Here is a 23411-nt window from a genome sequence, read left to right as displayed (position 1 = left end):
CCCGCCCTGTCGGGAATGCCGCGCTAGTTGGCAATCGGCGGTGATGTTACCTCGGCACGTTGCAAACTGTTCTCAGCCGCTGCAGCCTGGGCTGCCTGCTGGCGGCGCTCACTCTCGGCCAGCAAATTGCGCTGAAGCAGCACAATCAACCCCGCATCTAGATTAGCTGAGCAGGTTTGAACGTTGTCCTCTAGGGCCAGGGGGCCACTTAAAGGAGCACTGGGCTGATCGACAAAGTCACAGGCGTAGATGCCCATCATGCGGTAGTTGCGAGAATTCCCCTGGAAGAAGCGCACGTTATAGCCAAAGTCGCGGGCGGCGGTGCCAAATTGGTTAAGCACAGCGTATCGCTCGTTATAGGTCAACACCGACCACATCTGGGGGTTGACGATCACGTCTACCACTGTCGTACCCGAGTCTTTGATCTGGTAAGAGATCCAGGAGTCGACCAGGCGGCGACCGCCCAGGTGCGAGGTTAGCGAGTCGCGGTTCCACCACAGGCTGGGCAGGGTCATGGTGTCGGCAGAGGCCTGGCGACTATCGCTCGATAGCGACCCGTCGACAATACGATCGGTAAAGGTGTCGCCGTTGGGCAGCGTAGCGGTGGGAAACACCAGCAACTCACAGAAGGTTTGATGAATCTGGGGCGATCGCTCAGGCCAGTAGGGCGTTAGCATCTCGCTGGGGCAGTCTGTCTGAGCCTTAGCTGAGGTTGGATGCGGTGCAGTCATCAGCAGACCTGCGCCTGCGATCGCCAGCAAGATCCGCCGCCCCAACCCAACTCGCGGCCTCCAGCGCCCCCCCCGAGCACAGTCCCATCCCTGGCCCTGACCTTGCGCCCGATCTTGCCCTGAGCACTGCCCTGCTGATAAATGGCCTGTCTCTCTGTCCATGATCCCGCCCTTTCAGGGTTGCCCTAACTAAAGATTAAGCGGCTGCGATGCACGTGCTGTAGGCCTATGGTCTGGCTCGCCACCTGCTCTATTAGGGTGACGACTTGCTCCGGGCGCAGCAGGTTCCCGTCGTTGCGACAGTTACCAATCGCCCTCAGCCAACCTCCGTATTCTCCCTGAGCATATTCTAGCCCTGGCGGCAGAGGTTGATCGGCTGTCACCAACGCCAGCTCATGCAGACGTTCCCGCAGGTTCACCAGCTGGGTTTTGCCCGACTTGGTTTTCTTCTCCCACCAAAATTCTTCCATAGCCATCACCGCATCGATCCACTCGCTCCACGGCGCGGGACCGTCGTGCTCTGGGGTAAGCCGCAGGTAGTACTCGGCCCGGTCCAGGCGTTTGGTGGCCGAGGGCTCATCGAGGGGCACCTCGGCAATGTCGTAAAGAGGAATCTCCGGCGGCAGCTGGGCGGCTAGCTGCCGCAAAAACTCGGCGGGGGCGATCGCGCGGGTCAGCTCAAAATCGACCACTTCGCCGCTGCTGGTGGCTCCCAGCGGCAGCGCATTGGCAGGCGACAACCGTGGCCCAGGGTGGAAGCCGCCGGTAAAGGCAATCGGCAGCCCGGCCCGGCGCAGGGCGCGATCGAACAGGCGCACCAGGTCGAGGTGGCCCAGCAGAGCCATCGAGCCGAGCTTACCGAGGGTGACTCGCAGCCGCTGCACCCGCTCAGAGCTGGGCTGGCTGTGGCCCGCAAAGGCCGGAATGGGCGGCGGCGGCACCACAACGTTGTGGCCAAAGTCGGGGCCGCACACGCCGCAGTGGCTGCACCCCTCAAAAGAGCAGTCGGGTACCGTGGCCGCCGCCAGGGCGCGGTGCAGATCCTCTTTGAGCCAGGTTTTGTCAATCCCCGTATCGAGGTGATCCCAGGGCAGGGGGGCATCCAGGCTGCTGGCCCCCTCGGCGGTGTCCATCACGTTCCATTCGCCCTGGTCAACCTGGCGATATTTCAGGGTCAACCCGGCTTCGTCGATGGCCTGGGTCCAGGCGTTGAAGGCGGTTTCCAGGCTTTCCCACCAGCTGTCCATGCCCGCCCCCAGTTCCCAGGCGCGGCGCACTACGGTGCCAAGACGGCGATCGCCCCGACCGACAAAGTCTTCCATAGCCGAAATCCGCACGTCGGTAAAGTTGACCTTGGCCCAGCGCAGGCCCCTAAACTCCTCCCGCAGCAGCCGCTGCTTGCGCAAAAACTCCTCTGTCGATACCGAGTGCCACTGAAACGGCGTGTGGGGCTTGGGGGTGAAGTTGGAAATGGTGATATTGAAGGACAAAGGCCGTCGCCCCTGCACCATGCAGCTCTGGCGCAGCCAGCGCACGGTTTCGGCAATGCCCAGCACGTCGACGTCGGTTTCGCCGGGCAGGCCGATCATGAAGTAGAGTTTGACCCGACTCCAGCCCTGCTCGTGGGCGGTTTTGATGCCGCGCAGCAGTTCTTCGTTGGTCAACCCTTTGTTAATAATGTCGCGCATGCGCTGGGTGCCCGCCTCGGGGGCAAAAGTCAGCCCGGTGAGGCGGGTGCCGCCAATGATGTTGGCAATATTTTCGTCGAAGCGATCGACCCGCTGGCTGGGCAGCGACAGCGAAATATTCTCGTCCTTGAGCCGGTTTTTGACCTCGACTCCCACCGCTGGCAGGGCCAGGTAGTCAGAGCAGCTCAGCGACAGCAGCGAAAACTCGTTGTAGCCAGTTTTGCGCATGCCCGTTTCGATCGCATCGACCACCGCCTCGGGCTCCACATCGCGGGCCGGCCGGGTGAGCATACCCGGCTGGCAAAAGCGGCAGCCCCGCGTGCAGCCCCGCCGAATCTCGACTGTCAGGCGATCGTGAACGGTTTCAACGTAGGGCACCAGACCCATGGCGTAGGCGGGGATCGGGGTCGCCACTCGGCGCAGCACCCGCGCAGGTACATCGGGTCGGTTGGGGTGCACCGAGCCGTCGTCCGCCATGGTGTAAAACTGGGGCACGTACACCCCCGGCACCTGGGCCAGATCGAGCAGCAGGGCGTCACGGCTCAGACCAGCAGCTTTGCCCTCTTCAATCACCAGGGCAATTTCGGGCAGCAGCTCTTCGCCATCGCCGAGAGCGACAAAGTCAAAAAAGTCGGCGTAGGGTTCGGGGTTGGAGGTGGCGGTCTGCCCACCGGCAAAGATCAAAGGCCAGGAGCCTGCCTCTACGGCAAAGCTCCCGGCCTGGTTGCGCTCTTGCCAGGTCAGGGGAATACCTGCCAGGGAGAGCATTTCGAGAATGTTGGTCGCCCCTAGCTCATAGCTGAGGCTAAAGCCCAGAATATCGAAGTCGGTCAGCGATCGCTGTGACTCGACGGCGAACAGCGGCGTCTCGGTTTCCTTGAGTTTGGCGGCTAGATCGGCAGCAGGTAGATAGGCGCGATCGCACAGCTGTCTAGGTTGGGCATTTAAGATGCTATAGAGAATAATGTGGCCCAGGTTAGAAGCCCCAACTTCATAGACCTCGGGGTAGGTTAACACCCAGCGGACCGCGGCTTGATCCCAGGGCTTGTGAACAGCGCCTAACTCGTTGCCCAGGTAGCGACCTGGACGAGAGATATTCGCCGCAACCAATGTATTAACTGATACAGACACAACCTAGCCGCCCCAACGCTCACAAGTATGACCTCCATACTATAGCGAGCTGAGGGCAAGACTCTGTTGAGATTGTGGTTTAAGCGGCCGCAGGCAGAGTTTGGGGCAACTCATCGACCATTTCAAAGGCACGATCGAGCTGAGTCAGCTCAAACACGATGCGGATGGTGGGCGGCACAGAGCACAGGCACAGGCGCTTTTGCAGCTGTCGGGCGTGCTTAAGCGCCGACACCAGCGAGATTAACCCGGCACTGTCGAGTGACTCTACCTGGCTCATGTCCACAAATAGCCCGCTTGCTAAGTCAGACTGAATGTTCTGCATGAGCGACGTGTGGAAGTCGTGGGCGTTGGAGGCGTTTAGGGAGCCCTGAGCTTGAAAGATAGCCATTTCCTTAGTCATCGTCTGCATACTGGGTACACTCCAGATTATGGATAATGTTAAAAACTATTAAAGCCGTCAAGCTACTTTACGAAGGTAATCGGAATCACTTTAGCTTGGTCACGTTTCGTCGACTTGTTGGCCGTAACTTGATATAGATTCAGACCTTGTTAATTAAATACCTGCGTGAATCTACTGAACATATCTCCAAGGGATGAATCCGTTTGTGATTTGGATCACGAATCTTTGTGGTAGATTTCACACCGTTTGAGGGGCTTGGTCACTGGCTAGCTGAGGCCTAGGGCCGACAATAGACAGGAATCAAGTCACGCTTAGGTAATGGTTCATGGCCCCCACATTTTCCATTCGTAGACTGGTAGAGCAGGCCCTTCACAGTGGGCTACTAACTCCTGACATTGAGCAGGGCATTAACTCCGAGCTCACCCGCCTTGGGTACTTACCCATTGGCGATTCCGAAGCGTTAGAACTCCTCATGTACGAAATGGACGAAGGTCGCATTCGCCTGGTTCCAGGGCTGGGTGTCTGCGGTGAGCCACTGCAGCAGCCGATATCTGGCTAAATTGGGTAAAGACCGAAGCACCAGCGGTGCTGAGCCTGACCCGATTGCTTAGCATTGTCAGGGCACTGCCCAAATTTCTTATCGATGACTCAGTCATCTTTGTAAAAGCTTCACACGATCGATCCGGATTTTTACGGATCCCTGAGCCAGGCTGTTTAGGGCCGATGTGAACCTTGCCCTAGTCAGGTGAACTAGCTGTAGTTTGACGGTCGGCCCACAGCGATCGCACAAACTCACTCATGCTAATTGGCTGCCGATTTGGGTCTGGCGCTGGGCTGGGGGCAGCGTCTTTGGCAGACAGCGTTGCCAGTAGGGGAATAACCTCGGTATCCAGGGCCGGCTGTAGCTGATCTAGGGGCCAAAGCATGTCTGGCACCGCAGCCTGATTGAGGTCGAGGGTGGTGGTGTCGAGGGCCGTGCCCAAAGGCGTAATCTCCATTCCGTTGACCAGCGCTAGGGGCCGTATCCAGCCCGTGAGTCGAGGTTCTAGCACCTGAATCACCTCAGCGTAGAGGCGAATCTGGCGGCATTCTAAAAATACGATTTGGCCTGCAACCAGGGATGTCATGGGTCGATACGGGTTAGTCGTCGTAGGTGGATTGACCGGGATTAGTTTTACTAAGGGGGCCGTCGCGGTAGATCACAGCGATCGCGGCGGTCGTCTGCTGCTCTATGGTAGCCATTGCGCTACCCTGACAGCATTGGCGAGATTACCTGAGATAGCCATCAAGCTAATATCACCAGCCCGGGCAAAATTGCGGCACGTACTGGTAGTAGCGATCGCCTCGGTACAGGATGAAGAACGCCCTGGCCATTTTGGCAGTGGCTATAGATTTGGCCTAGTTCACCCCTGGTACCCTGCCAAAGCCATCGTGAAGTTTTATGATGAGGGTGGGACGAGCCAAGGGAGAGCTGCCGTCAGTGGGTCTCGCCTCGGTGTTTCCCTGGGCCGCGTTGATTAGCTGGCTGCGATCGGCCCCTAGTTTATCTTTTAGGTCGGGCGTGGCAAGGCTTGATATACCGAGCTTTTGGCCACAATTGATGACACGCCCTAAGATGAATTGTAGTTTCTCCACTTGCCCTTACATCAAGCTCCTTATATGCAGGCGCTTTGAATAGGCCCTTTGAAGTAGGCAAAGAGGTGTTGCTGTGTCAGTTGAGACCATCGAGCGGACAACCACGTCCACGATCAAAAAACCTGCTCCCCGCTACCGAGTGTTGCTCCACAATGACGACTTCAACTCGATGGAATACGTGGTTGAATCGCTGATCAAAGTCGTGCCCAGCCTGACCATGCCTCAGGCCGTCGATATTATGATGCAGGCCCACACCGCTGGCGTGGCTCTAGTCATTACCTGCGCCATGGAGCACGCCGAGTTTTATAGCGAAGGGCTATGCAACCTAGGTCTGAGCAGCACGATCGAACCGGATGAATAAGCGGCCCTGGCCTAAGTTAGCCAGCTTTCCGCCCCTGGGGCGGGTGCTCATCTTCTTGCTGATCGTGGTCACGTTCTGGCTACCCCTGGCGCTACCGCTCTACTGGCTGTCTGGGCAGGGAGTACTGCCCGGCGGCGACCTATTCCCGACGGCCCTGCTGTACATTATTTTTTTGGTGGTGCTGCCCCGCTGGGAGCGACAGGTGCGCGGCGAGCCTCATCCCTGGACCCAGATCGGGTTTGCGGGTCGGCGAGAACTCGCCCAGGGAATGGCGACTGGAGCCACAATTGGGGCATTGAGTATTGCGGTGCTGGCGATCGCGCAGCTGCTCTTGGGTTGGGCTGACCTTGACCCCGCCAGGGCACAGGGGCCAAGCCTGCTTCAGGTTGGCCTGGTGGGGGCCTTGGCGGCTACCGCCGTGGGCTGGTCGGAGGAAGTGCTGTTTCGCGGCTGGCTGCTGCGTGAGCTAGAGCAGGGCTGGCGGCCTGGGGTGGCCCTGGGCGGAACCAGCTTGATTTTTGCGATCGCCCATTTCATCAAACCCCTCGACGCCATTTTGGCGCTGCTGCCTCAGTTTGTGGGGCTGCTGCTGCTGGGCCTGGTGCTGGGCTGGGCCAGGCGAATCCCAGCTGGCCCTGGTAAAACAGGTTTGGGGCACCCGGTTGGGCTGCATGCTGGGCTGGTGTGGGGCTATTACCTGCTAGAGGTGGGCAACCTGCTGCAGCCCACCGGCACGGTGCCCGCCTGGGTAACCGGCCTCGATGGCAACCCCCTGGCCGGACTGCTGGGGCTAACGCTGCTTGCGGGGCTTGGCGCTTTGATGTTTCGCTGGAGCCGCCCGCTCCGCTAAGGAACTGCTGGCCATGACCATCAGCTCACCCTGGGCACTACGCGTTGCCTCGCCCTGTTTAGGGCGGCGCTGATGGTAACGGCCATCGGCAGCCATATCCCAGGCCTGGCGATTGTCCTCTAGGCAAAGGGTCAAGATCGCCTTTAGCTCTTTTTGTAGGGCAGGCTCAGCAATAGGTACCATGACCTCGACCCGGCGATCGAGGTTGCGAGGCATCCAGTCGGCGCTGCCCAGCAGGAAAATTTCCTGGCCGCCATTTTGAAAGTAAATGATGCGGGAATGTTCTAAAAACCGTCCGATGATACTGATAACTCGAATATTCTCGCTTACCCCTGGCACCCCTGGCCGCAGGCAGCAGATGCCTCGAATAATGAGATCGATTACGACTCCGGCCTGGGATGCTCGGTAAAGTAGGGCAATCAGGTCGGGATCGACCAGCGAGTTCATTTTGGCAATAATGCGCCCGCCTTTCCCTTTCACTTGTAAAGAAATTTCCTGCTCGATCAGTTGCACTAACCGCTGACGCAGGGTGAGGGGGGCTACCAGCAGCTGGCGGTAAACCTGCTGGCGCGAATAGCCCGTGAGGTAGTTAAACAGGTCAGAAATATCGGCCCCAACATCATCTTGGGCGCTGAGCAGGCCTAGATCGGTGTAGAGCCTGGCGGTTTTGGGATTGTAGTTGCCCGTGCCCACGTGATAGTACCGCCGAATCTGCTGGCCCTCGCGACGCACAACCAGCGTCACTTTGCAGTGGGTCTTAAGCCCTACCAGCCCGTAGACCACATGCACGCCCGACTGCTCTAGCTTGCGAGCCCAGTTAATGTTGTTTTCTTCGTCGAAGCGGGCTTTGATCTCTACGAGAACCGTGACCTGCTTGCCGTTTTCGGCGGCTGAAATCAGGGAGCTGACGATGGGTGAATCGCCCGAGGTGCGGTAAAGCGCCATTTTAATAGCCAGCACCTGCGGGTCGTGGGCCGCCTGGGTAATAAACCGCTGCACGGTTGCTGAAAAGGAATGGTAGGGGTGGTGTACTAGCTGATCCTGTCGCCGCAGCAGCGAGAACAGGTCTTCAGCGGTTTCCAGGGTCGTATCGTCAGCATCTACTTTGGGCGGACTCAGGCTTTCGATCGCCGGGGGAACCGTGGCTGTCCAAACAGGGGCTTTGAGATCGGGCAGGGGCAGGGCCATAAAGGTCATTAGATCGCCCAGTCCAATCAGCCCATCGATGTCGTAGACATCGGTTTCAGCCAGAGCCAATTCTTCCATCAGCATGGCCCGGACCGGACCGGGGGTGTGCCGCTGAATTTCCATCCGCACCGCTGACCCGCCGCGACGACGCTTGCGCAGCTCCTGCTCGATCGCCAGCATGAGATCGTCGGCTTCGTCTTCTTCCACGGCCAGGTCGGCATTACGGGTGACGCGAAAGCCGTAGTGCTCTTGCACCACCATGCCGGGAAACAGCGTGGTCAGGTTGGCGGCAATCACCTGCTCCAGGGGCACCCCCAGCCAGAGACAGGGCCTTTCTGAATCTTGGGCTTCAGGATTGGGCAACCGAATAAACCGGGGCAGCACCCGGGGCACTTTGACCCGAGCAAAATGCGTCTGCTGGGTACGGGGGTCTTGCACTACCACGGCCAGGTTGAGGCTGAGGTTGGAAATGTAGGGAAAGGGGTGCCCCGGATCGACGGCTAGCGGGGTCAAAACCGGAAAGATTTGCTCGTCGAAGTAGTCGCGGCAGTAGATCTGCTGAGCCTCGGTGAGGTCGGCGTGGTCGAGCAGCCAGATCCCCTGGTCGGCCATCTGCTGCCGCAGGTTGTGGGTAAATGACTGGTGCTGGTTTTCGACCATGGGGCGCAGGGCGGCGCTGATGGCGCTGAGATGCTCCTCGGGGGATAGCCCGTCGGGCGATCGCTTGCTGACCTGGGCCTCGATCTGCTGCTTGAGGGCCGCCACCCGCACCATGAAATACTCGTCCAGGTTGGTGCTGAAAATCGCCAAAAACTTCAGCGCTTCCAGTAGCGGGGTGCGATCGTCCAGCGCTTCGTGGAGCACGCGACGATTAAACTCAAGCCAGCTCAGCTCGCGGCTAACGTAGCACTGAGGATCGAGGGAATTGGGGGCCGTTTTACCACTGTGGCGTTCACCGCTAGAACGTTCTGTTGTAGCCATCGTTAGGCCTCCCCTGATGATGACTCCCCGGCTCCAAAGACGGCCTCCTCCTGCCCCTGCCACCATTCGCCTAAATCCATCAGCGCCTGGTGGAGCGTGGCGAGCTCGGCAGCATAGGTTTCGGGATCTAGCTGAGGCCGCTGCTCTTGCAAGAGCCGAAGCCGCCACTGAATGAGCAGCCAGGGCTTAGAGAGCCCATCGGTAGCTTCGATATAGCTGGCCCAGTCCTTGCCATCCATAGATGCCTCTTGTGCTGAATTGGGAGCGGCCCTTTCAATCAATTGGCCAACAGCGCTGTAGTTCTGAGCGCGATAGCCACCAGTTCTATAGCTGACAATGGCCAAAGACTCAATTGTTAAGGCTGAGTTAACCATACTAACGCGCATCAGGCCGGAGACCCAGTCCCCGACCTGATGCGGTTGAATTATGCGGTTGTAGCTACTGGCGCTGCTTAAAGGAGACCAGCCACTCGCGCAGCTCGGCAGCGGCAACCTCGCGCCCGCCCAGGCCAAAGGCGATCGCGATCGCCACGGCGATCGCCCCCAGCAGTAGCCCAAAGGCAAGGTTGACAATATCTGGGGCAACTCCCATCTGCTGCAAAGCCATCGCGCCAACAAAGATTAAAATGGCAATGCGAGCCGCCTGGGCCAGAATCCTAGCCTGCCCAGAACCCATCGAATTGACCAGGCGAAAGGCCAGATTAGCCAGGTAGAGGCCAATCGCAAATACCACTACGCCGCTCAGCACTCGCGCCCCAATTCGCAAAATGGCGCGCACCATGTCTGTCAGACCGGCAAAGTTGAGAATTTCCGTGGCCGTGACCACGCCAAACAGCACGATCGCAACCAGGGTGATAATGCCCACCAGCTCTGAAGGCGTGCGGCCTGGGGTCTGCACAGATGCGATCGGGCGGCCTTCGGCATCAAGGCCAGGTTGTACCGTAGCTCCGCTGCCCAGGTTTAGTTCTGGCAGACCGAGAATGCCCATAATGTTGTCAAAGCCTGCCCCTCGCAGCAGGCTTGTGACCAGATCAGCCACAAAGCGCCCGACAAAGTAGGCCGCCGCAATGACTACTCCAGCCATAATGATCTGAGGAATGGCGGCCAGCACCTGCTCCAGCATCAAAACGGCGGGAGCCGAAATGGCTTCAATATCGAGTTCGTTCAGGGCAGCTACCACAGCCGGTATCAGCACCAGCACGTAGGCCACGGTCCCTGCCAGGCTCGACAGGGACATACCTCCGGTCGCAGTCGAGCTAGTAGATTGAAGCCCCATGCGACGGCCTAGCTGATCGGCCCCAGCAGCCAGCAGCAAATTGGTTACCACACCGCGCACAATGCGGGCGATCACCCAGCCAATGGCAAGCACAATAGCCGCCGTTACAATCCGAGGAATGGCCTGGAGGAAGGAATTAATCAGGCCTTCCACTGGCGCTAGTAGACCGGGCAGCTGCAGGGTGCCTAAAATCAGCGGAATAAACAGCAGCAGAATAAACCAGTACAGCACGTTACCGATGGTTTCGTTTAAAACGATCGGGCTGCTGCCCCGCTCTACGCCGGTCTGCTCGGCCAGGCGATCGTCTAGGTTGAACCGCCCTAGGCCATTGACGACCAGCGATCGCACCAGGGTTGCCGTCAGCCAGGCCACGCCCAGCAGCAGCAAGGCTCCGCCGATGCGAGGCAAATAGAGGAAGATCTGGTCTAAAAAGTTGTTGAGCGGTGCCGACACCCCAGCCAGGTTGAGGACGTTCAGCGCCGCTATGATGGCAAAGAGAAAAATAACCCAGTACACCACCGTTGAGACCCACTTCTCAACCTGTACCGGGCTGTCTGCCGGGCGACCCATCGCCCAATTTGCCAATCGATCGTCTAGATTGGTACTGCGTAGAAGTTTACGTACGGCTAGGGCTACCAGGGTTGCGATCAGCCAGCCCAGCAGCAGTACTGCGATCGCCCCAAGCAAGCTGGGTAAAAACTGCCCCAACCTGGTAGTGGCTTCTTCTATAAAACGATTGGGAGACGTCACCGGATTGGCTAAAGGCTCACTATAGTCCGGCTCAGCTCCAGGCTGTGACACCTGGAGCAGCGTTAATGAGAAAAAATCAATCATGATCCTTGTAGATGAGAGCGTGATGAAAAAGAGCATCGTGCATGGGGGCAGCTTGCGCGATCTCGACAATGGCTATTCACTACAGGAAACAAACCGCCCACGCCAGCTTAGTTGAGTAGGCAGACTACCGCATCAACCCAGAGACATAAGACTGCCAAGGTTCGGTACGATAGCTATCGCCGAGGAAATGTTCCCGTACCGCCGCCCGGGCTGATTCTCTCAGGAGACCGTCAGGATGTCTACCCGTCACGTGTTTGAACACAGTATTTCTGTGCGCGCTAGCGCTACCGATGTCGAGCAATGTCTGACTCACCTCGATCTGATGCATCGCTGGCTCAACCCCGCCCTTCGCTGCGAACCCATCGGGCAATGGAGTACCGATGTAGGTGCCCAGAGCCGGTTTATGATTCAGCTGCCCTTTAAGCAACCCACCCTGATCAGCACGGTGGTCGAGCGAGCCCCAGGGCTAATAGTGTGGTCGTTTCAAGGTTTTTTTGACGGTCGCGATCGCTGGGAGTGCTGCCCCGACGGAGCGAGTACCCGCCTGCTAAATCGCTTTGAATTTGAAATGTCTAATCCAGTCGTGCAGGCTGGATTCAACTGGTTTGCCGCCGATTGGACAAAACGCGATATGGCCGCTCAGCTACGTCGCCTTAAACAGGTGGCCGAGACTTTGGAAAATTACTGCTAGCTCCAAGGTTTTAGGAGGTATAACCCGAGTCAGCTTGGGTAGAACGCTTTCGCGCCTGGTAACGTCTCATCAATACGCTTTTCAGCTACCGTTAATGGCCCCAGCTACCGGGCCAGCGCAACAGGTCTTTAGCGACCGGATCAACGCAAAAGCCGCAGAGCAATAAGTCTCTGCGGCCCAGAACAACCTATAGATTTGACATCTATCTAGCTAGAGGTAGTTTGAGCGGCCAGCATCTGCTTGAGCTTCTCCAGCTCTCCTGCCCAGCGTGGATCAGGCTGAACAGCACCACTGCTAGTGGTCGCTGCTGTCGTAGTCTTGCGAGCGCCACCCCCCTTACCGGAGCGCTTGCCGCTAGCTTCACCGCTAGGGCGCGTGTCTGCTTCGCCCTCAGGCTTGGTACGGGGCAGAGCCTTTTCAATCTTGAGAGGCATATCCGCCAATACCTGCCCGTTCAATTTCTCTACGATTTCGTCGGCCTTTTCGTCAGTTTTTACGGTGACAAACCCAAACCCACGACATTTTCCGGTTTTTTTGTCGGCAATAAGCTTTACCGAGACTAGATCGGCATTAAACTCAGCAAAAGCGTTTTCAAACTCCTGCCGCTCTAGGTCTTTAGAAAGATTGCCAACGTAAAGGCGAATTGACATTTGAGATACCTCTGGTGTTCTAAAACTAAAGGCAAATGAATCGATATCGATAACCTTGCCGAATCAAATTTGGGTTTAGGCCAACGGCCACCTGTTTACAATGTTGCTAATTCAACCAACTACTATTAAGATTGCAGACTCTGACATAACAATACCAACCAGGCTGCATCAAAAATCTCAAATGTAAGTCTTTTAGTAGCTTAACAAATTCCGGCTCTGGAACCCGCCCAAATTCATTGCTAAATCGTCAACACCTGAACATAAATTAGGAGCAGAGAATAATGAGTACCTATCTCGCCCTATTGAGGAGTTTTATGACAGGTAGCTTAAGCATCACAAAAGCCGCTTAATTTAGTCATCTCTCCCAAGAGAGAGCCACTTTCAGCCCATTGGGTAATGTCGAGCACCCTACCTGGCTAAGTCAGAGTTTCACCAGCTAATTACATCACTTATCAAGGTAACACGGTATTGCCCCTTGCCTGGCTAAGTTGGTGAACTCAAACTTAGCCTTAAATAAAAACCAGCCAACAAGGGCTGGTTTGTTTGCTGTGTTGAGAGTAGGAGAACCCAGTACCTAAGACCCCCCTTAGGCCAACTCGTCGAGCGGTCAGGGAATTCAGGCATGTGTTTCTGTAAACTAATGTAACACCTGCGGGGGGATTACTGCAACATTGCTTTACACTACGTCGTCTAGCCGCCTCTAAAAATGGTCAGAATACCGATGCTGCTGCTGACCAGGCTAATTAGAGTGGCCCAGATGGGGCCATAGGTAGAGAAGCTGTGGCGCTGATCAATTTTTACCTGGTCAATATCTACCCAGAGCATGCCGCCACCGTAGCGGCTCCAGCCGGTAACCGTCGCCATTCGGCCTATCCAGTTGGCTGGATGGGTGTGAGGCTGAAGTAAGCCCTGTACAGTTCCCAGCGGTACAGGGTTAGCTAGCCTTACCAGCCCCGATGAGTCATCGATGTAAAGTTCCTGACAGCCCCAGTTGCCGGCTCCGGTCATACCCCGCAGCTTGCCCCGCAGGTTGACCGGCTGTCCTTGTACTGGTAAGGGTGAGGGATGATGCAGCAGGGTAGCTACGCTATTCTCAGACGGCTGCCTGGCTAGCGTGGGTTCTGGAAAAAGCACGTTGATGCGCAGCAGCAAGCCTAACCCCAGCCCTAGCCACAGCCCGCCGATTAAAATGCTGGGGTCCTGGTAGAGCCAGCTCAGGCGCTGCCAACCCAGCCGATTGACGACTCCTCCTATAAACCAGAGGCTCATAGCCAAACCGCCACCGGCTACCAGACCTGCCAGGGGGCCTTTTTGCAGCAGCAGCCGGGGAAGTGACATTGCCGTTAAGGGGGGCTGCTGAGGTGACTCGAATTGAAGAGTGAGGCCAGGTTGGCCCCGCAGGAGTGCCTGCTGATGAAACCAGAGCAGCCGCTCACCCAGCGGTTCGTGGCAGGCGTTGACCCACAGCCACTGACGGTAGGGGTTAAAGCTATCTACGGCTAACAGGGTGCTGAGTACGGCCGCGCGATGGTCGGAGACCGGCCCCCCAGGGCCAACGCCCTCTGAATCCGCCAGCAGCCGACCTGGGGTAACCGCTTGACGGCTGCTGACCGGCATCAGGACCTCTAAGCTGGTGTGGAGCGGGTGCAGGGTGCCGTGCTGTTGCAGGTAGGATGCGATCGCAGCCGTCGCCTCCACGATGACCTCAATGGTCTGATCGGGGTGCTGGGTTAGGGCCACAACGCGGCGATCGCCCCAGCGGCCGCACAGTCGCGACAGCCACAGTACAGCCTGTCGCAGCAGCCAAAACAGGCCATAGAAAAGACCTGCGCCGCTGCCCAGCAGGCTCCGAATTGGCGGCTGACTGAGAGCATTTGCCCTCTGGGCTAGCCAGTAGTACCCCGTGTGCAGCAGCAGCAGCGGCAGCCCAACGGCTGACAGCACCGGCAGGCTGCCGTTGACCATTCGGGCCAGTTCGTAACTGTAGAACGTGGTCAGAGCCTGATCTGACATCTGGTCTAAAAGACCCTGGCTAACCACAATTCGGGTGTTGCGAGGCAGCCAGCCGTAGCTAAAGCACAGGGGTGCCGAGTCGGCTATTAGCCGCAGTTCTGGCATTGGCCATCCCTGCTGACGGCACACCTGCCGCAGCAGGCGCAGCGTCCCCGGGCTGTGGGTTTGCAGCTGACGAATTGATAGGGGGCGCTGGCGGTACCAGGTCGCCAGCAACCGATCCATGAGCCAGGGGCTAGCCAGCGCCAGCAGCACCAGCCCAACAACAACCCAAACCGTATAGCTTTGATAAGCGCCAGGCAGACTCAGCTGCACGGGCCAGGACACCCAGCGCAGCAGTTTGTCTACGGTTCTTAACGTGAAATGCAAGGCCCAGTTAATGACCCAGATCAGGGCGATCGCCGTTAGCCCCTGGCCCAGCCACAGGGCTAGGGGGCGCTTTGGTAAAGGCACCTGGCGCTGGGTTCGAACCTGCTGAGGCCCAGTCGGCGGCGCGGCTGGCACCGGCACAGCCGGCTCAACTGGCGACGATAGTGGGGATGCCGCACGGGAGGTTCTGGTTGATCGTGCCTGTGTACTTTGCGGCTCTGCGCCAGGCTGCTGATTGAGCTGCTGGTAGTGAAATAGCGATCGCACCTCAGGCTCGGCAGCATCTTGAACCGGCGTGGGCTGAGCCGAATCAGCGACGTCCTGGGCTACGGGCTGAGCCGGTCTAACAAGCTGATCGGAGGGGGTAGGCGTAGGCGGCTGGGCGGCGGCGGGCCGCTGCGACAAGTTCTTGGCATGATCTAAGGGAACAAAGCCACTCAAGTCTGCCCCAGCGGTAGCTGGCGGTTTAGCGTCTGGGGTACTAGCGCCTGGCTCAGTAGCGATCGCCGCCGATTGAGACGGGTTCAGAACCTGCTGAGCCCACTGCCGAGCCTGTGGTGAAGGGCTGTCGAGTAGCTGGTGACAGAGTCGTTTGACCCGATCATCCTGGCCCAGGCGCTGGTGCACCCGCACTCGACCCATCAGGGCTTTGAGGTAGTAGGGCGATGTCGTCGGTAGCTGCTCCAGGCGCTGAAACCGGCTCAGGGCCAGATCGTAGTCCTGGGCCTTAAAGGCTGCGATCGCCTGTTGGTAAAAGGCCTCAACCGACAGTTTCCCGGCATGCTTAGAACCAGAGGCTTGAGAATTGGAGTCTATGGGCTGCGCCATACGCCACTATCAAAACTAGAAAAGCAGGAGGAGAAAAGCTCAAGCATAACCAACTATTCCCTATCTGTTTCTGTTGGCCTGCGCCTAGACGTTAAATAGTTGGGGATATAGCCATCGCCGCCTGAGTCAGGAGATGATAACAGCGAAATACTGGACATGGCGATCGCGCCCCAGCAGTATCCCGGCCAGAGCTGAAATACCTGAATATATTTTGCACTTGCTGGCTAGCGCTGTCACCCGTGGGATAGCACACCGCGACTGAGGAGCATGGTCGCTGCCTAGACTAAAATCCTAGTCACAGTGTTGCCGCAACCTATGATCGCCTTGAGCTTATTTGTGGCCAGTTTTCTGGCCTGGTTTCTCAGCATGCTGGCAGGGGGCGGCAGCCCATTTATTTTGATTCCCATGATTTCGCTGCTGCTGGGTACACAGGCCGTAGCCCCTGTTATTACCACCGGGCTGCTGATTGGGAATGCGCAGCGGGGGTTAGTGTTTTGGGGTGACATCGACTGGAACGTAACCATATGGTACGTGCCGGGTGCCACCATAGGCGCTCTTCTCGGCTCCTATGGGCTAACTCAAATTCACGTCGAGGGTCTACAGCTACTGCTGGGAGCAGGGCTATTGGTCATGGTCGTTAACGACCTGTTGCCTGCCCGAGAGAGCGGCTTCACAATTCAGGCCTGGTATTTTTTGCCGCTGTCTCTGGTCAACGCCATCGGCTCGGCGCTGGTTGGCAGCACCGGCCCAATTATGAACCCGCTGTACCTCAACTACGGGCTAGAAAAAGAAGCCATGGTGGCGACTAAAGCCTTTAATAAGGCGGTGCTGCATCTCGTTAAGCTGCTTGCCTACGCCGCTTTTGGCAGCCTGAATGGGGAGTACTTAGCCTACGGGCTCGTAATTGGGTTAGGGGCCATACCGGCTAACTGGCTGGGTAAGCAGGTGCTCGCAAAACTATCGGCCCAGCAGTTTCGGCAGCTAGTCTTTGCCTTTGTCGCCGTTAGCGGTGTGGCTATGATCTGGCAGCAGCGACACTTTTTCACGGTTTGGTTTATGTGACCCACAGTCGGGGCAGGGTATCCTGCAGCTTATTCCTGAGATGCGGCCTGCGGCTGTGGCGCGGCGATCGCATCATCAAGACCCAGCAGGGTTTCTACCAGCCCATAGAGATCGAGTTCATCGGCCCCAGCCAGCTGACGATCTTTGAGGTCGGTTAGCCCCCGAGCCAGCTCTGGAGCCCGAGCTTTGTAGTCGCGGTGGGCCGTGAGCATATCCTCAAAAATAGATTGCTCAATTTCAGCCCGGTTTTGGCCCTCGCTCAAAGGCGTTTGGTAAGCTACGTCTTCCACATCGTATTTGACCAGAACAACCAGCGCGTTGCTAGCCGCTTTGATGCTCTCCTGAAGGCGGCGCGTATCTAGCTCCAGGCGATCGAAGCCTACCTGACCCGTAATCTTCAGCTCTAGAATAGGGGCCGTATCGCCCTGATGCTCGGCGGCAGCCGCGATCGCCTTATCCAGCGCCATTTGGGTCAGCGCATCTAAGCTCTCATGGCCTTTAGCTACCACCTCCAGGCGCACAATGGGGCGCTGAAAGTAGTCGGTTTGCAGCTGTGCGTCAATGCCCTGGGGCGACAGCTTGACCAGGTAAGCGCCCCGCTGAAAACGGCTTTCTTCTACGTTGTTCGCCTCCAGCGAGCCGGGGTTAAACACCCAGCCCTCAGCGGTGTAGTTCTTATGAATGTGGCCCAGGGCGAGGTAGTCTACCCCAGCATCTTTGAGCGGCAGCAGCTCGCTATAGCGCAGCGCTCCGGCGTAGCGAGCAATTTGTCCCTCCAGACCGTGGTGAAAGAGCAAAACCGTGTAATCAGGGCCATTGGGCAGCTCGCGAATCGCCCCTGACAGCAGCTCAATCGCGCGGGGAGCGGTAGCACCGTACCAGTTTGAGCCCACGACGCGCACCCCACAGGGCAGGTCAATATAGGCCCCAGAGCGAGTGGCTTCGTCCCAGGGGGGCAGGCGATTTTCAGCATCGGCTCCGTCGTTGGGCTCCAGCAGCTTGAGTAAATCCCACTCCGCCAGGTATTTGAGCCAGCTGGTGCGGGTACCGTAGGGGCGATTGTCGTGGTTGCCCTCGATCGCCAGCACCGGAATTTCGGCATTCTTCAGGGCCTGAAGGCAGACCTGGGCCTGGTTGAGGGTAGCAGGCTTGATGTTTCGGTGCTCGAACAGATCGCCCGCGATCGCTACAAAATCGACCCTTTCCTCGATGGCGTAGCGCTCCAGCACCGTCTGTAAAGCACGAAAAAAGTCTTTGGTGCGCTCTGGAGTATCGTAGCGGTCAAACCCGAGGTGAATATCGGCAATGTGGAGAAACTTAGCCATACGCTTTCCTCAGGCAACAGCTAAAGACTGGCCTGCCAGGCCAGCGCAACTCACCCAGGCTAGCACCTACACCGGAGAAGATGACTCAGCAGCTAGTTCTTCTAGTCGCTCCTGTTGGTCCCGACTAATGCACGATTGAATCAGCACATCAACATCCCCTTCCAGCACTGGGGTGAGGGTAAAGTTTTGGTTGAGGCGATGGTCGGTGACTCGATTATCTTTGTAGTTGTAGGTGCGAATTTTCTCCGATCGCGCCCCCGTCCCGACCTGCGACTTGCGCATGGAAGACACGGCCTCCTGCTGCTCCCGCAGCTTCATATCGTAGAGCTTGGCCCGCAGAATCTGCATTGCTCGCTCGCGGTTTTGCAGCTGCGATCGCTCCTCGGTACAAAAAATTCGAATGCCCGTCGGCTTGTGGAACAGGTCCACTGCCGTTTCCACCTTGTTGACGTTCTGGCCGCCAGCACCGCCCGATCGCGCCGTCGTCAGCTCAATATCCTTAGGGTCAATCTGCACCTCCACATCGTCCACCTCAGGCATAATCGCCACAGTAGCGGTAGAGGTATGGACGCGCCCGCCCGCCTCAGTCACCGGCACTCGCTGCACTCGGTGCACCCCAGCCTCAAATTTAAGCTTGCTGTAGACGCGATCGCCCGCAATCTCCAAAATCGCCTCTTTAAAGCCACCCATATCGGCGGTAGATTCACTGAGTAGCTTCACCTTCCAGCCCTGGCCCTCGGCATAGCGGGAATAGAGCCGCACCAAATCGCCCGCCCAAATGCTGGCCTCGTCCCCGCCGGTGCCAGCCCGAATTTCCAACATGATGTTCTTGTCATCGTTAGGATCGCGGGGCAACAGCAAAATCTTGAGACGAGTTTCTAGCTCCGCCAGCCTTTCCTCTAGGCTTTGTACCTCTAGGGCCGCCATTTCCTTCATCTCAGGATCGCTGTTTGCTTCCTTGTAGATTTCCCGCGCGCCTGCTAGCTCTTGTTCAGTAGCTTTCCACTCATCGTAAGTGGTTACGGTTTCTTCCAGCGAGGAGCGAGCCTTGGCAATACGCTGAAACTCATCGGGGTCCTTAGCCACATCAGGGTCAGCCAGTCTCCGCGTTAGCTCCTGGAACGTTTGCTCCACAGAGTTGAGTTTTTCAATTAAGTACGCCTCAGCCATGATGTCCTCTTATCTGCCGTCTAGCCAGAATATCTACTCTAAGTGCTACAGCAGAGTGAGCTAAGCGTTGTCGGCAGCTTTATCCTCAGTGGCAGCGGCAGACGTATCGGTCATGCCGTACTTACGCATAAAGCGCTCCACTCGGCCCTCAGTGTCAATAATTTTTTGGGTGCCAGTGTAAAAGGGGTGATTCCCAGACCAGACATCTACATGTAGCTCAGGCTTAGTCGACCCCACGGTCATAATTTCTTTACCGTCGCAGAACACTTTGGCTTCGGGATACCAAGTTGGATGAATTTCAGACTTTGCCATGATGATCGGTTAAAAAACGTTAACAAAAACAGACGAGATTGGTTAGAAAGCTCTGGCAATAGGGAGCTGAGATAGATTCAGTACCTTCCACAGAGCAGACTAACCACACGTAATAAATCTAGCGTTTGGAGAACTGAGGTGCCTTACGGGCTTTCTTCAAACCGTACTTACGCCGTTCCTTGGCGCGGGGGTCACGGGTGAGATAGCCCTCAACCTTCAGCGGTTTACGGTTTTCAGGGTCAAGCTCACACAGCGCTCGGGCGACCCCAAGGCGAATGGCATCAGCCTGACCAGTTAGCCCACCGCCCTTGACGTTAACCAAAACATCGTAGGAGTTTTCCAAACCCAGTACCTCTAGGGGAGCCTTAGTAGCATTTAGGTAAGCCGGGTTGAACTGCAAGTAATCGTCGCCTGGACGCTTGTTGATAACCAACTGACCGTTGCCAGGAATTAAGCGCACTCGAGCAATCGATGTCTTGCGGCGGCCAGTGCCCCAGTACACAGCCTGTTGAGATTGATCGGTAGCCTGCATTATTTCGCTTCTCCAGGAATGGTGTTTACAATATGAACTTCAGGATTTTGGGCCTGGTGAGGATGCTCTGGCCCGGCATACACCTTGAGCTTGGTGAACTGCCTACGGCCTAGAGAATTTTTTGGCAGCATACCCTTCACAGCCTGCTCAATAATGCGTTCAGGAATGCGGGCCTGAAGTTTATCGAAAGTTTCTACCTTCATGCCGCCGGGACGACCGGAGTGGCGGCGATAGAGTTTGGTACTGGCCTTACGACCGGTAACCACAACTTTCTCGGCATTAACCACAACGACGAAGTCACCCGTGTCCATGTGAGGTGTAAAGGTGGGTTTGTTTTTGCCGCGCAAGATAGTGGCAATTTCAGTGGCCAGCCGTCCCAGGCGCTGACCTTCAGCGTCGATTACGTGCCACTGCTTCTGTACAGAATCGTGGGGGGGAATGTAGGTCTTAGTAGTCATAGCGCTTGAGCTGCCTTTCTTGGATGAACCACACTAATGAAACAAACGATCTAATCAAACCTGAACTGACTTTAGGCCACAGCTGACCCCCAGAAAAAATGGGGCTGGGTGTCAAACCAGACCTCCGGGGCAAAGGGAACATCATCGTAGCCGACCCGGAGCAGGCACAATCCTTGAGCTGGGGCGGCATATTTAACGCGGTGACGCTGGCGCTGCTGCCAAAGCTGGCCGAACTCCGCCGGAGATAATTCTCCAATGCCCACCTTCACTATTAGCCCCATGATCAGCCGTACCATACCGTACAGAAAGCCTTTAGCCTGAAGCTCAACGGTCAGGAAGGTATCCTGACGACGACATTCAGCAACCTGAAGGTCAACCCAGGAGTGGCTTTTGCCCGATCGGGCTCGATGAAAAGCGGTCATGTCGTGATGGCCAACCATAGCATCCAACGCCGTTTGAATCTTGCCCTGATCTAAGTATTGGCGGTAGTAGTGCCATACAAAGGGGCGCACAAACAGGTTGGGTCGCTGTCCGGTGTAAAAGGTGTAGCGATAGCGCCGCCAGCAGGCCGAGAACTGGGCATGCCAGGTATCGGGTACTGTGGCTGACGCTCGAATAAGGACATCGTCAGGCAGACGGGCGTTGAGCACATCAGCCCAGCGGTGTGCCGGAATAAAACCCGGTGCATCAAAGTGGGCGACCTGAGCGGCCGCGTGAACACCAGTGTCGGTGCGCCCTGCGCCGCTGAGGCGCACGTCGTAGCCTAGCACTGAGCGAATTGCAGCCTCGATCTCGCCCTGTACAGTACGAGCATTGGGCTGCCACTGCCAGCCGTGTAGATGAGTGCCCACGTACTGCACCACCAAAGCAACCCGCTGAATTGCCAGGGCAAACTCGGCGGGCTGGCTCTCCAGACTGCGCTGTATGGGTGATGACTTCTCCATGGGACACGGACAGGGAGGGACAGGGACAGAAAGCAAATGGACACAGGAGCCGAACTAAGTAAATTTTGAGAGACGCTTAAGTCAGCTCAACAATGGCCATTTCGGAATTGTCGCCCCGACGGCGAACGGTTTTGACGATACGGGTATAGCCACCGTTGCGATCGCCGTAGCGCTCAGCGGCTTGCCCAAATAGAGCATGCACGAGCTGCTTATCGTAGATATAGCCCAGAGCCTGCCGACGAGCTGAAAGCGAACCATCCTTAGCCAGAGTAATCATGCGGTCAGCCTCTTCGCGCACCGCTCTAGCCCGGGCTTTGGTAGTCGTAATTCGACCGTGACGGATTAGCTCCGTAGTGAGGGAGCGAAGCAGAGCTTTGCGCTGGTCTGCAGGCTTCCCGAGTTGATGAACGCGACAACGGTGACGCATGGTACTGAACTCAGATGAACAACAAAATTAAAAGCAACACAGGAAAAAACGGAAGATGCTAGGGTTGGCCCCACATCAACCCTCGTCTTAAGCCGTTTTCGAAGCCTTTTCCAAAGGCAGGGTAATCCCTAAACGCTCTTGAAGAGCTTCGATTACCTCTTCAGCAGACTTTTGGCCAAAGTTTTTGATCTCCAGCAGATCTTCCTGGCTGAAGTCAAGCAAATCCGCCACCGAGTTGATCTGGGCGCGCTTTAAGCAATTGTAGGCCCGCACCGAAAGCCGCAGCTCTTCAATAGGAATCTGATTGTTCGGGTCTTCTTCCTTAACCTCTTCGTCAAACTTAGGCTCAAGGGTGACGTCTTTTAGCGGTACAAAAAGACTGACCAGAATATCGGCGGCCTGACTCATCGCCTGCTGAGGGGTGATACTGCCGTTGGTCCAGATATCCATGATCAGCTGATCACGCTGCATAGAACCAGAGACAACTACCTCCTCAACGGTGTAGTTGACCTTCTTGACCGGCATAAAGACAGAATCAATCTGAATGAAGTCAAGCGCCGTAGTGTCGTCTTTGCTGCGCTCCACAGCCCGATACCCCTGACCTCGCTCAATTCTGAACTCCATCTCCAGGGTGTGGCCATCGGCAACGGTCGCCACATACTGCTCAGGGTTAACGACCTCAACTTCCGAGGGCAGCTCAAAGTGCCCGGCGGTGACTCGGGCTGGCCCCTGAACCAGCAGACGACCAATTTGAGGCTGACTAGAATAGCTCCGCAGAACAATCTCCTTCATATTTAGGAGAATGTCGAGAACGTCTTCTCGGACGCCAACAATAGTGGAGAACTCATGGGTGGCCCCAGCAATTCTGACGGCTGTAATTGCAATGCCCTCCAGGTTGGAGAGCAACACTCGTCGTAGAGCATTGCCTACCGTTGTTCCCTGGCTGCGCTCCAGGGGTTCAATTACAAACCGACCGTACTGACTCTGATCGCTTTCAACGACAGACTCTACGCAATCAACATGAAACTGTGCCAAAATCCTGCCTCCCTTAAACCTCGCAATACCCTATCCACCGATGGAGCTAAATTCCTAACGTTTTAGACTCGACGGCGTTTGGGTGGCCGACAGCCGTTGTGGGGAATAGGAGTAACATCACGAATCAGCGTAATTTCTAGGCCTGCTCCCTGTAGGGCACGAATGGCCGTTTCACGTCCGGCTCCTGGCCCACTGACCATGACTTCGATCTGGCGCATACCCTGGTCCATGGCTCGTCGGGCAGCACCATCTGCCGCTGTCTGAGCCGCAAAAGGAGTGCCTTTTTTTGCTCCTTTGAACCCACTGGATCCTGCCGAGGCCCAGGAGATTGCCTCCCCCGACTGATCGGTGATGGTCACGATGGTGTTATTGAAGGTTGAACGAATGTGGGCTACCCCACTGGGAACGTTCTTTTTGCTCTTGCGAGGTCCGGTCTTTCGGGTTGGTTTGGCCATAGCGTTGTCACTAAACTCAATTCAAGGAAACTTAGATCTAAATCACGTAGCTGTCGGTGAGCCGTC

The 23411-nt window shown here is 56.9% G+C and carries 23 protein-coding genes; 5 read left to right on the top strand and 18 right to left on the bottom strand.

Annotation, left to right across the window (positions count from 1 at the left end; all coding sequences use genetic code 11):
• Positions 1–23: 23 nt before the first annotated feature.
• From ACQ4N7_RS05165 to ACQ4N7_RS05155, 3 genes are all read right to left on the bottom strand, one after another.
• Positions 24–893, bottom strand: coding sequence for a hypothetical protein (locus ACQ4N7_RS05165; RefSeq protein ID WP_430710542.1), 870 nt, complete (start codon positions 891–893; stop codon positions 24–26).
• Positions 894–916: 23 nt separating this feature from the next.
• Positions 917–3550, bottom strand: coding sequence for a TIGR03960 family B12-binding radical SAM protein (locus tag ACQ4N7_RS05160; protein ID WP_430710541.1), 2634 nt, complete (start codon positions 3548–3550; stop codon positions 917–919).
• A gap of 79 nt (positions 3551–3629) precedes the next feature.
• Positions 3630–3959, bottom strand: coding sequence for an STAS domain-containing protein (locus ACQ4N7_RS05155; protein WP_430710540.1), 330 nt, complete (start codon positions 3957–3959; stop codon positions 3630–3632).
• Positions 3960–4275: 316 nt separating this feature from the next.
• On the opposite strand from ACQ4N7_RS05155, the gene ACQ4N7_RS05150 reads away from it, so the two are divergent.
• Positions 4276–4509 (top strand): hypothetical protein, encoded by a 234-nt coding sequence (locus ACQ4N7_RS05150; protein ID WP_430710539.1) that lies wholly within the window; start codon positions 4276–4278, stop codon positions 4507–4509.
• 178 nt (positions 4510–4687) lie between these two features.
• Here the strand turns inward: ACQ4N7_RS05150 and ACQ4N7_RS05145 are convergent, their stop codons facing one another.
• Positions 4688–5077: a hypothetical protein gene (locus tag ACQ4N7_RS05145; RefSeq protein WP_430710538.1), complete on the bottom strand. Its 390-nt coding sequence runs from the start codon at positions 5075–5077 to the stop codon at positions 4688–4690.
• Between the two features lie 581 nt (positions 5078–5658).
• Here ACQ4N7_RS05145 and clpS point away from each other — a divergent pair.
• Together clpS and ACQ4N7_RS05135 are read left to right on the top strand one after the other, a co-directional pair.
• A complete protein-coding gene (clpS, locus tag ACQ4N7_RS05140; RefSeq protein WP_017297669.1) occupies positions 5659–5946 on the top strand; it encodes an ATP-dependent Clp protease adapter ClpS in 288 nt (95 codons plus the stop codon).
• Positions 5939–6796, top strand: coding sequence for a CPBP family intramembrane glutamic endopeptidase (locus ACQ4N7_RS05135; RefSeq protein ID WP_430710537.1), 858 nt, complete (start codon positions 5939–5941; stop codon positions 6794–6796). Before clpS ends, ACQ4N7_RS05135 begins: the two co-directional genes overlap by 8 nt.
• Here the strand turns inward: ACQ4N7_RS05135 and ppk1 are convergent.
• The 3 genes from ppk1 to ACQ4N7_RS05120 form a co-directional block, all read right to left on the bottom strand.
• Positions 6737–8965 (bottom strand): polyphosphate kinase 1, encoded by a 2229-nt coding sequence (gene ppk1, locus ACQ4N7_RS05130; RefSeq protein ID WP_430710536.1) that lies wholly within the window; start codon positions 8963–8965, stop codon positions 6737–6739. The genes ACQ4N7_RS05135 and ppk1 overlap by 60 nt on opposite strands.
• Positions 8966–8967: 2 nt before the next feature.
• Positions 8968–9204, bottom strand: coding sequence for a hypothetical protein (locus ACQ4N7_RS05125; RefSeq protein ID WP_430710535.1), 237 nt, complete (start codon positions 9202–9204; stop codon positions 8968–8970).
• 199 nt (positions 9205–9403) lie between these two features.
• Complete coding sequence (locus ACQ4N7_RS05120; RefSeq protein WP_430710534.1) at positions 9404–10990, bottom strand: mechanosensitive ion channel; 1587 nt, start codon at positions 10988–10990, stop codon at positions 9404–9406.
• Positions 10991–11309: 319 nt separating this feature from the next.
• On the opposite strand from ACQ4N7_RS05120, the gene ACQ4N7_RS05115 reads away from it, so the two are divergent.
• The gene (locus ACQ4N7_RS05115) at positions 11310–11765 is read left to right on the top strand and encodes an SRPBCC family protein (RefSeq protein ID WP_430710533.1); all 456 of its coding nucleotides are present in this window, start codon (positions 11310–11312) and stop codon (positions 11763–11765) included.
• Between the two features lie 206 nt (positions 11766–11971).
• Here ACQ4N7_RS05115 and ACQ4N7_RS05110 read toward each other — a convergent pair whose 3' ends face one another.
• A complete protein-coding gene (locus ACQ4N7_RS05110) occupies positions 11972–12415 on the bottom strand; it encodes an RNA recognition motif domain-containing protein (protein ID WP_430710532.1) in 444 nt (147 codons plus the stop codon).
• Positions 12416–13105: 690 nt separating this feature from the next.
• On the bottom strand, positions 13106–15625 hold the full coding sequence (locus tag ACQ4N7_RS05105; RefSeq protein WP_430710531.1) for a hypothetical protein: 2520 nt from the start codon (positions 15623–15625) through the stop codon (positions 13106–13108).
• A gap of 315 nt (positions 15626–15940) precedes the next feature.
• Between ACQ4N7_RS05105 and ACQ4N7_RS05100 the strand changes: the two genes are divergently transcribed.
• Positions 15941–16687: a sulfite exporter TauE/SafE family protein gene (locus ACQ4N7_RS05100; RefSeq protein ID WP_430710530.1), complete on the top strand. Its 747-nt coding sequence runs from the start codon at positions 15941–15943 to the stop codon at positions 16685–16687.
• Between the two features lie 29 nt (positions 16688–16716).
• On the opposite strand, the gene ACQ4N7_RS05095 is transcribed toward ACQ4N7_RS05100, so the two are convergent.
• The 9 genes from ACQ4N7_RS05095 to rpsK form a co-directional block, all read right to left on the bottom strand.
• Positions 16717–18012, bottom strand: a complete 1296-nt coding sequence (locus ACQ4N7_RS05095) for a metallophosphoesterase family protein (protein WP_430710529.1) — start codon at positions 18010–18012, stop codon at positions 16717–16719.
• Between the two features lie 66 nt (positions 18013–18078).
• Positions 18079–19182, bottom strand: a complete 1104-nt coding sequence (gene prfA / locus ACQ4N7_RS05090) for a peptide chain release factor 1 (protein ID WP_430710528.1) — start codon at positions 19180–19182, stop codon at positions 18079–18081.
• A gap of 60 nt (positions 19183–19242) precedes the next feature.
• Positions 19243–19494, bottom strand: a complete 252-nt coding sequence (gene rpmE, locus ACQ4N7_RS05085; protein WP_430710527.1) for a 50S ribosomal protein L31 — start codon at positions 19492–19494, stop codon at positions 19243–19245.
• Positions 19495–19612: 118 nt separating this feature from the next.
• Positions 19613–20026 (bottom strand): 30S ribosomal protein S9, encoded by a 414-nt coding sequence (gene rpsI, locus ACQ4N7_RS05080; RefSeq protein ID WP_430710526.1) that lies wholly within the window; start codon positions 20024–20026, stop codon positions 19613–19615.
• Positions 20026–20484, bottom strand: a complete 459-nt coding sequence (rplM, locus tag ACQ4N7_RS05075) for a 50S ribosomal protein L13 (RefSeq protein ID WP_430710525.1) — start codon at positions 20482–20484, stop codon at positions 20026–20028. The genes rpsI and rplM overlap by 1 nt, the downstream gene beginning before the upstream one ends.
• Positions 20485–20555: 71 nt before the next feature.
• Entirely contained in the window at positions 20556–21428 is an 873-nt protein-coding gene (gene truA / locus ACQ4N7_RS05070; RefSeq protein ID WP_430710524.1) for a tRNA pseudouridine(38-40) synthase TruA, read from the bottom strand.
• A gap of 76 nt (positions 21429–21504) precedes the next feature.
• The gene (gene rplQ / locus ACQ4N7_RS05065; protein ID WP_430710523.1) at positions 21505–21855 is read right to left on the bottom strand and encodes a 50S ribosomal protein L17; all 351 of its coding nucleotides are present in this window, start codon (positions 21853–21855) and stop codon (positions 21505–21507) included.
• Between the two features lie 87 nt (positions 21856–21942).
• Positions 21943–22890 (bottom strand): DNA-directed RNA polymerase subunit alpha, encoded by a 948-nt coding sequence (locus ACQ4N7_RS05060; protein ID WP_430710522.1) that lies wholly within the window; start codon positions 22888–22890, stop codon positions 21943–21945.
• Positions 22891–22952: 62 nt separating this feature from the next.
• A complete protein-coding gene (gene rpsK, locus ACQ4N7_RS05055; RefSeq protein WP_035991933.1) occupies positions 22953–23345 on the bottom strand; it encodes a 30S ribosomal protein S11 in 393 nt (130 codons plus the stop codon).
• Positions 23346–23411: the final 66 nt, after the last annotated feature.

Source organism: Nodosilinea sp. AN01ver1 (assembly GCF_050565655.1).
Lineage (GTDB): Bacteria > Cyanobacteriota > Cyanobacteriia > Phormidesmidales > Phormidesmidaceae > Nodosilinea.
This window is presented reverse-complemented; position numbering and strand designations above follow the sequence as displayed.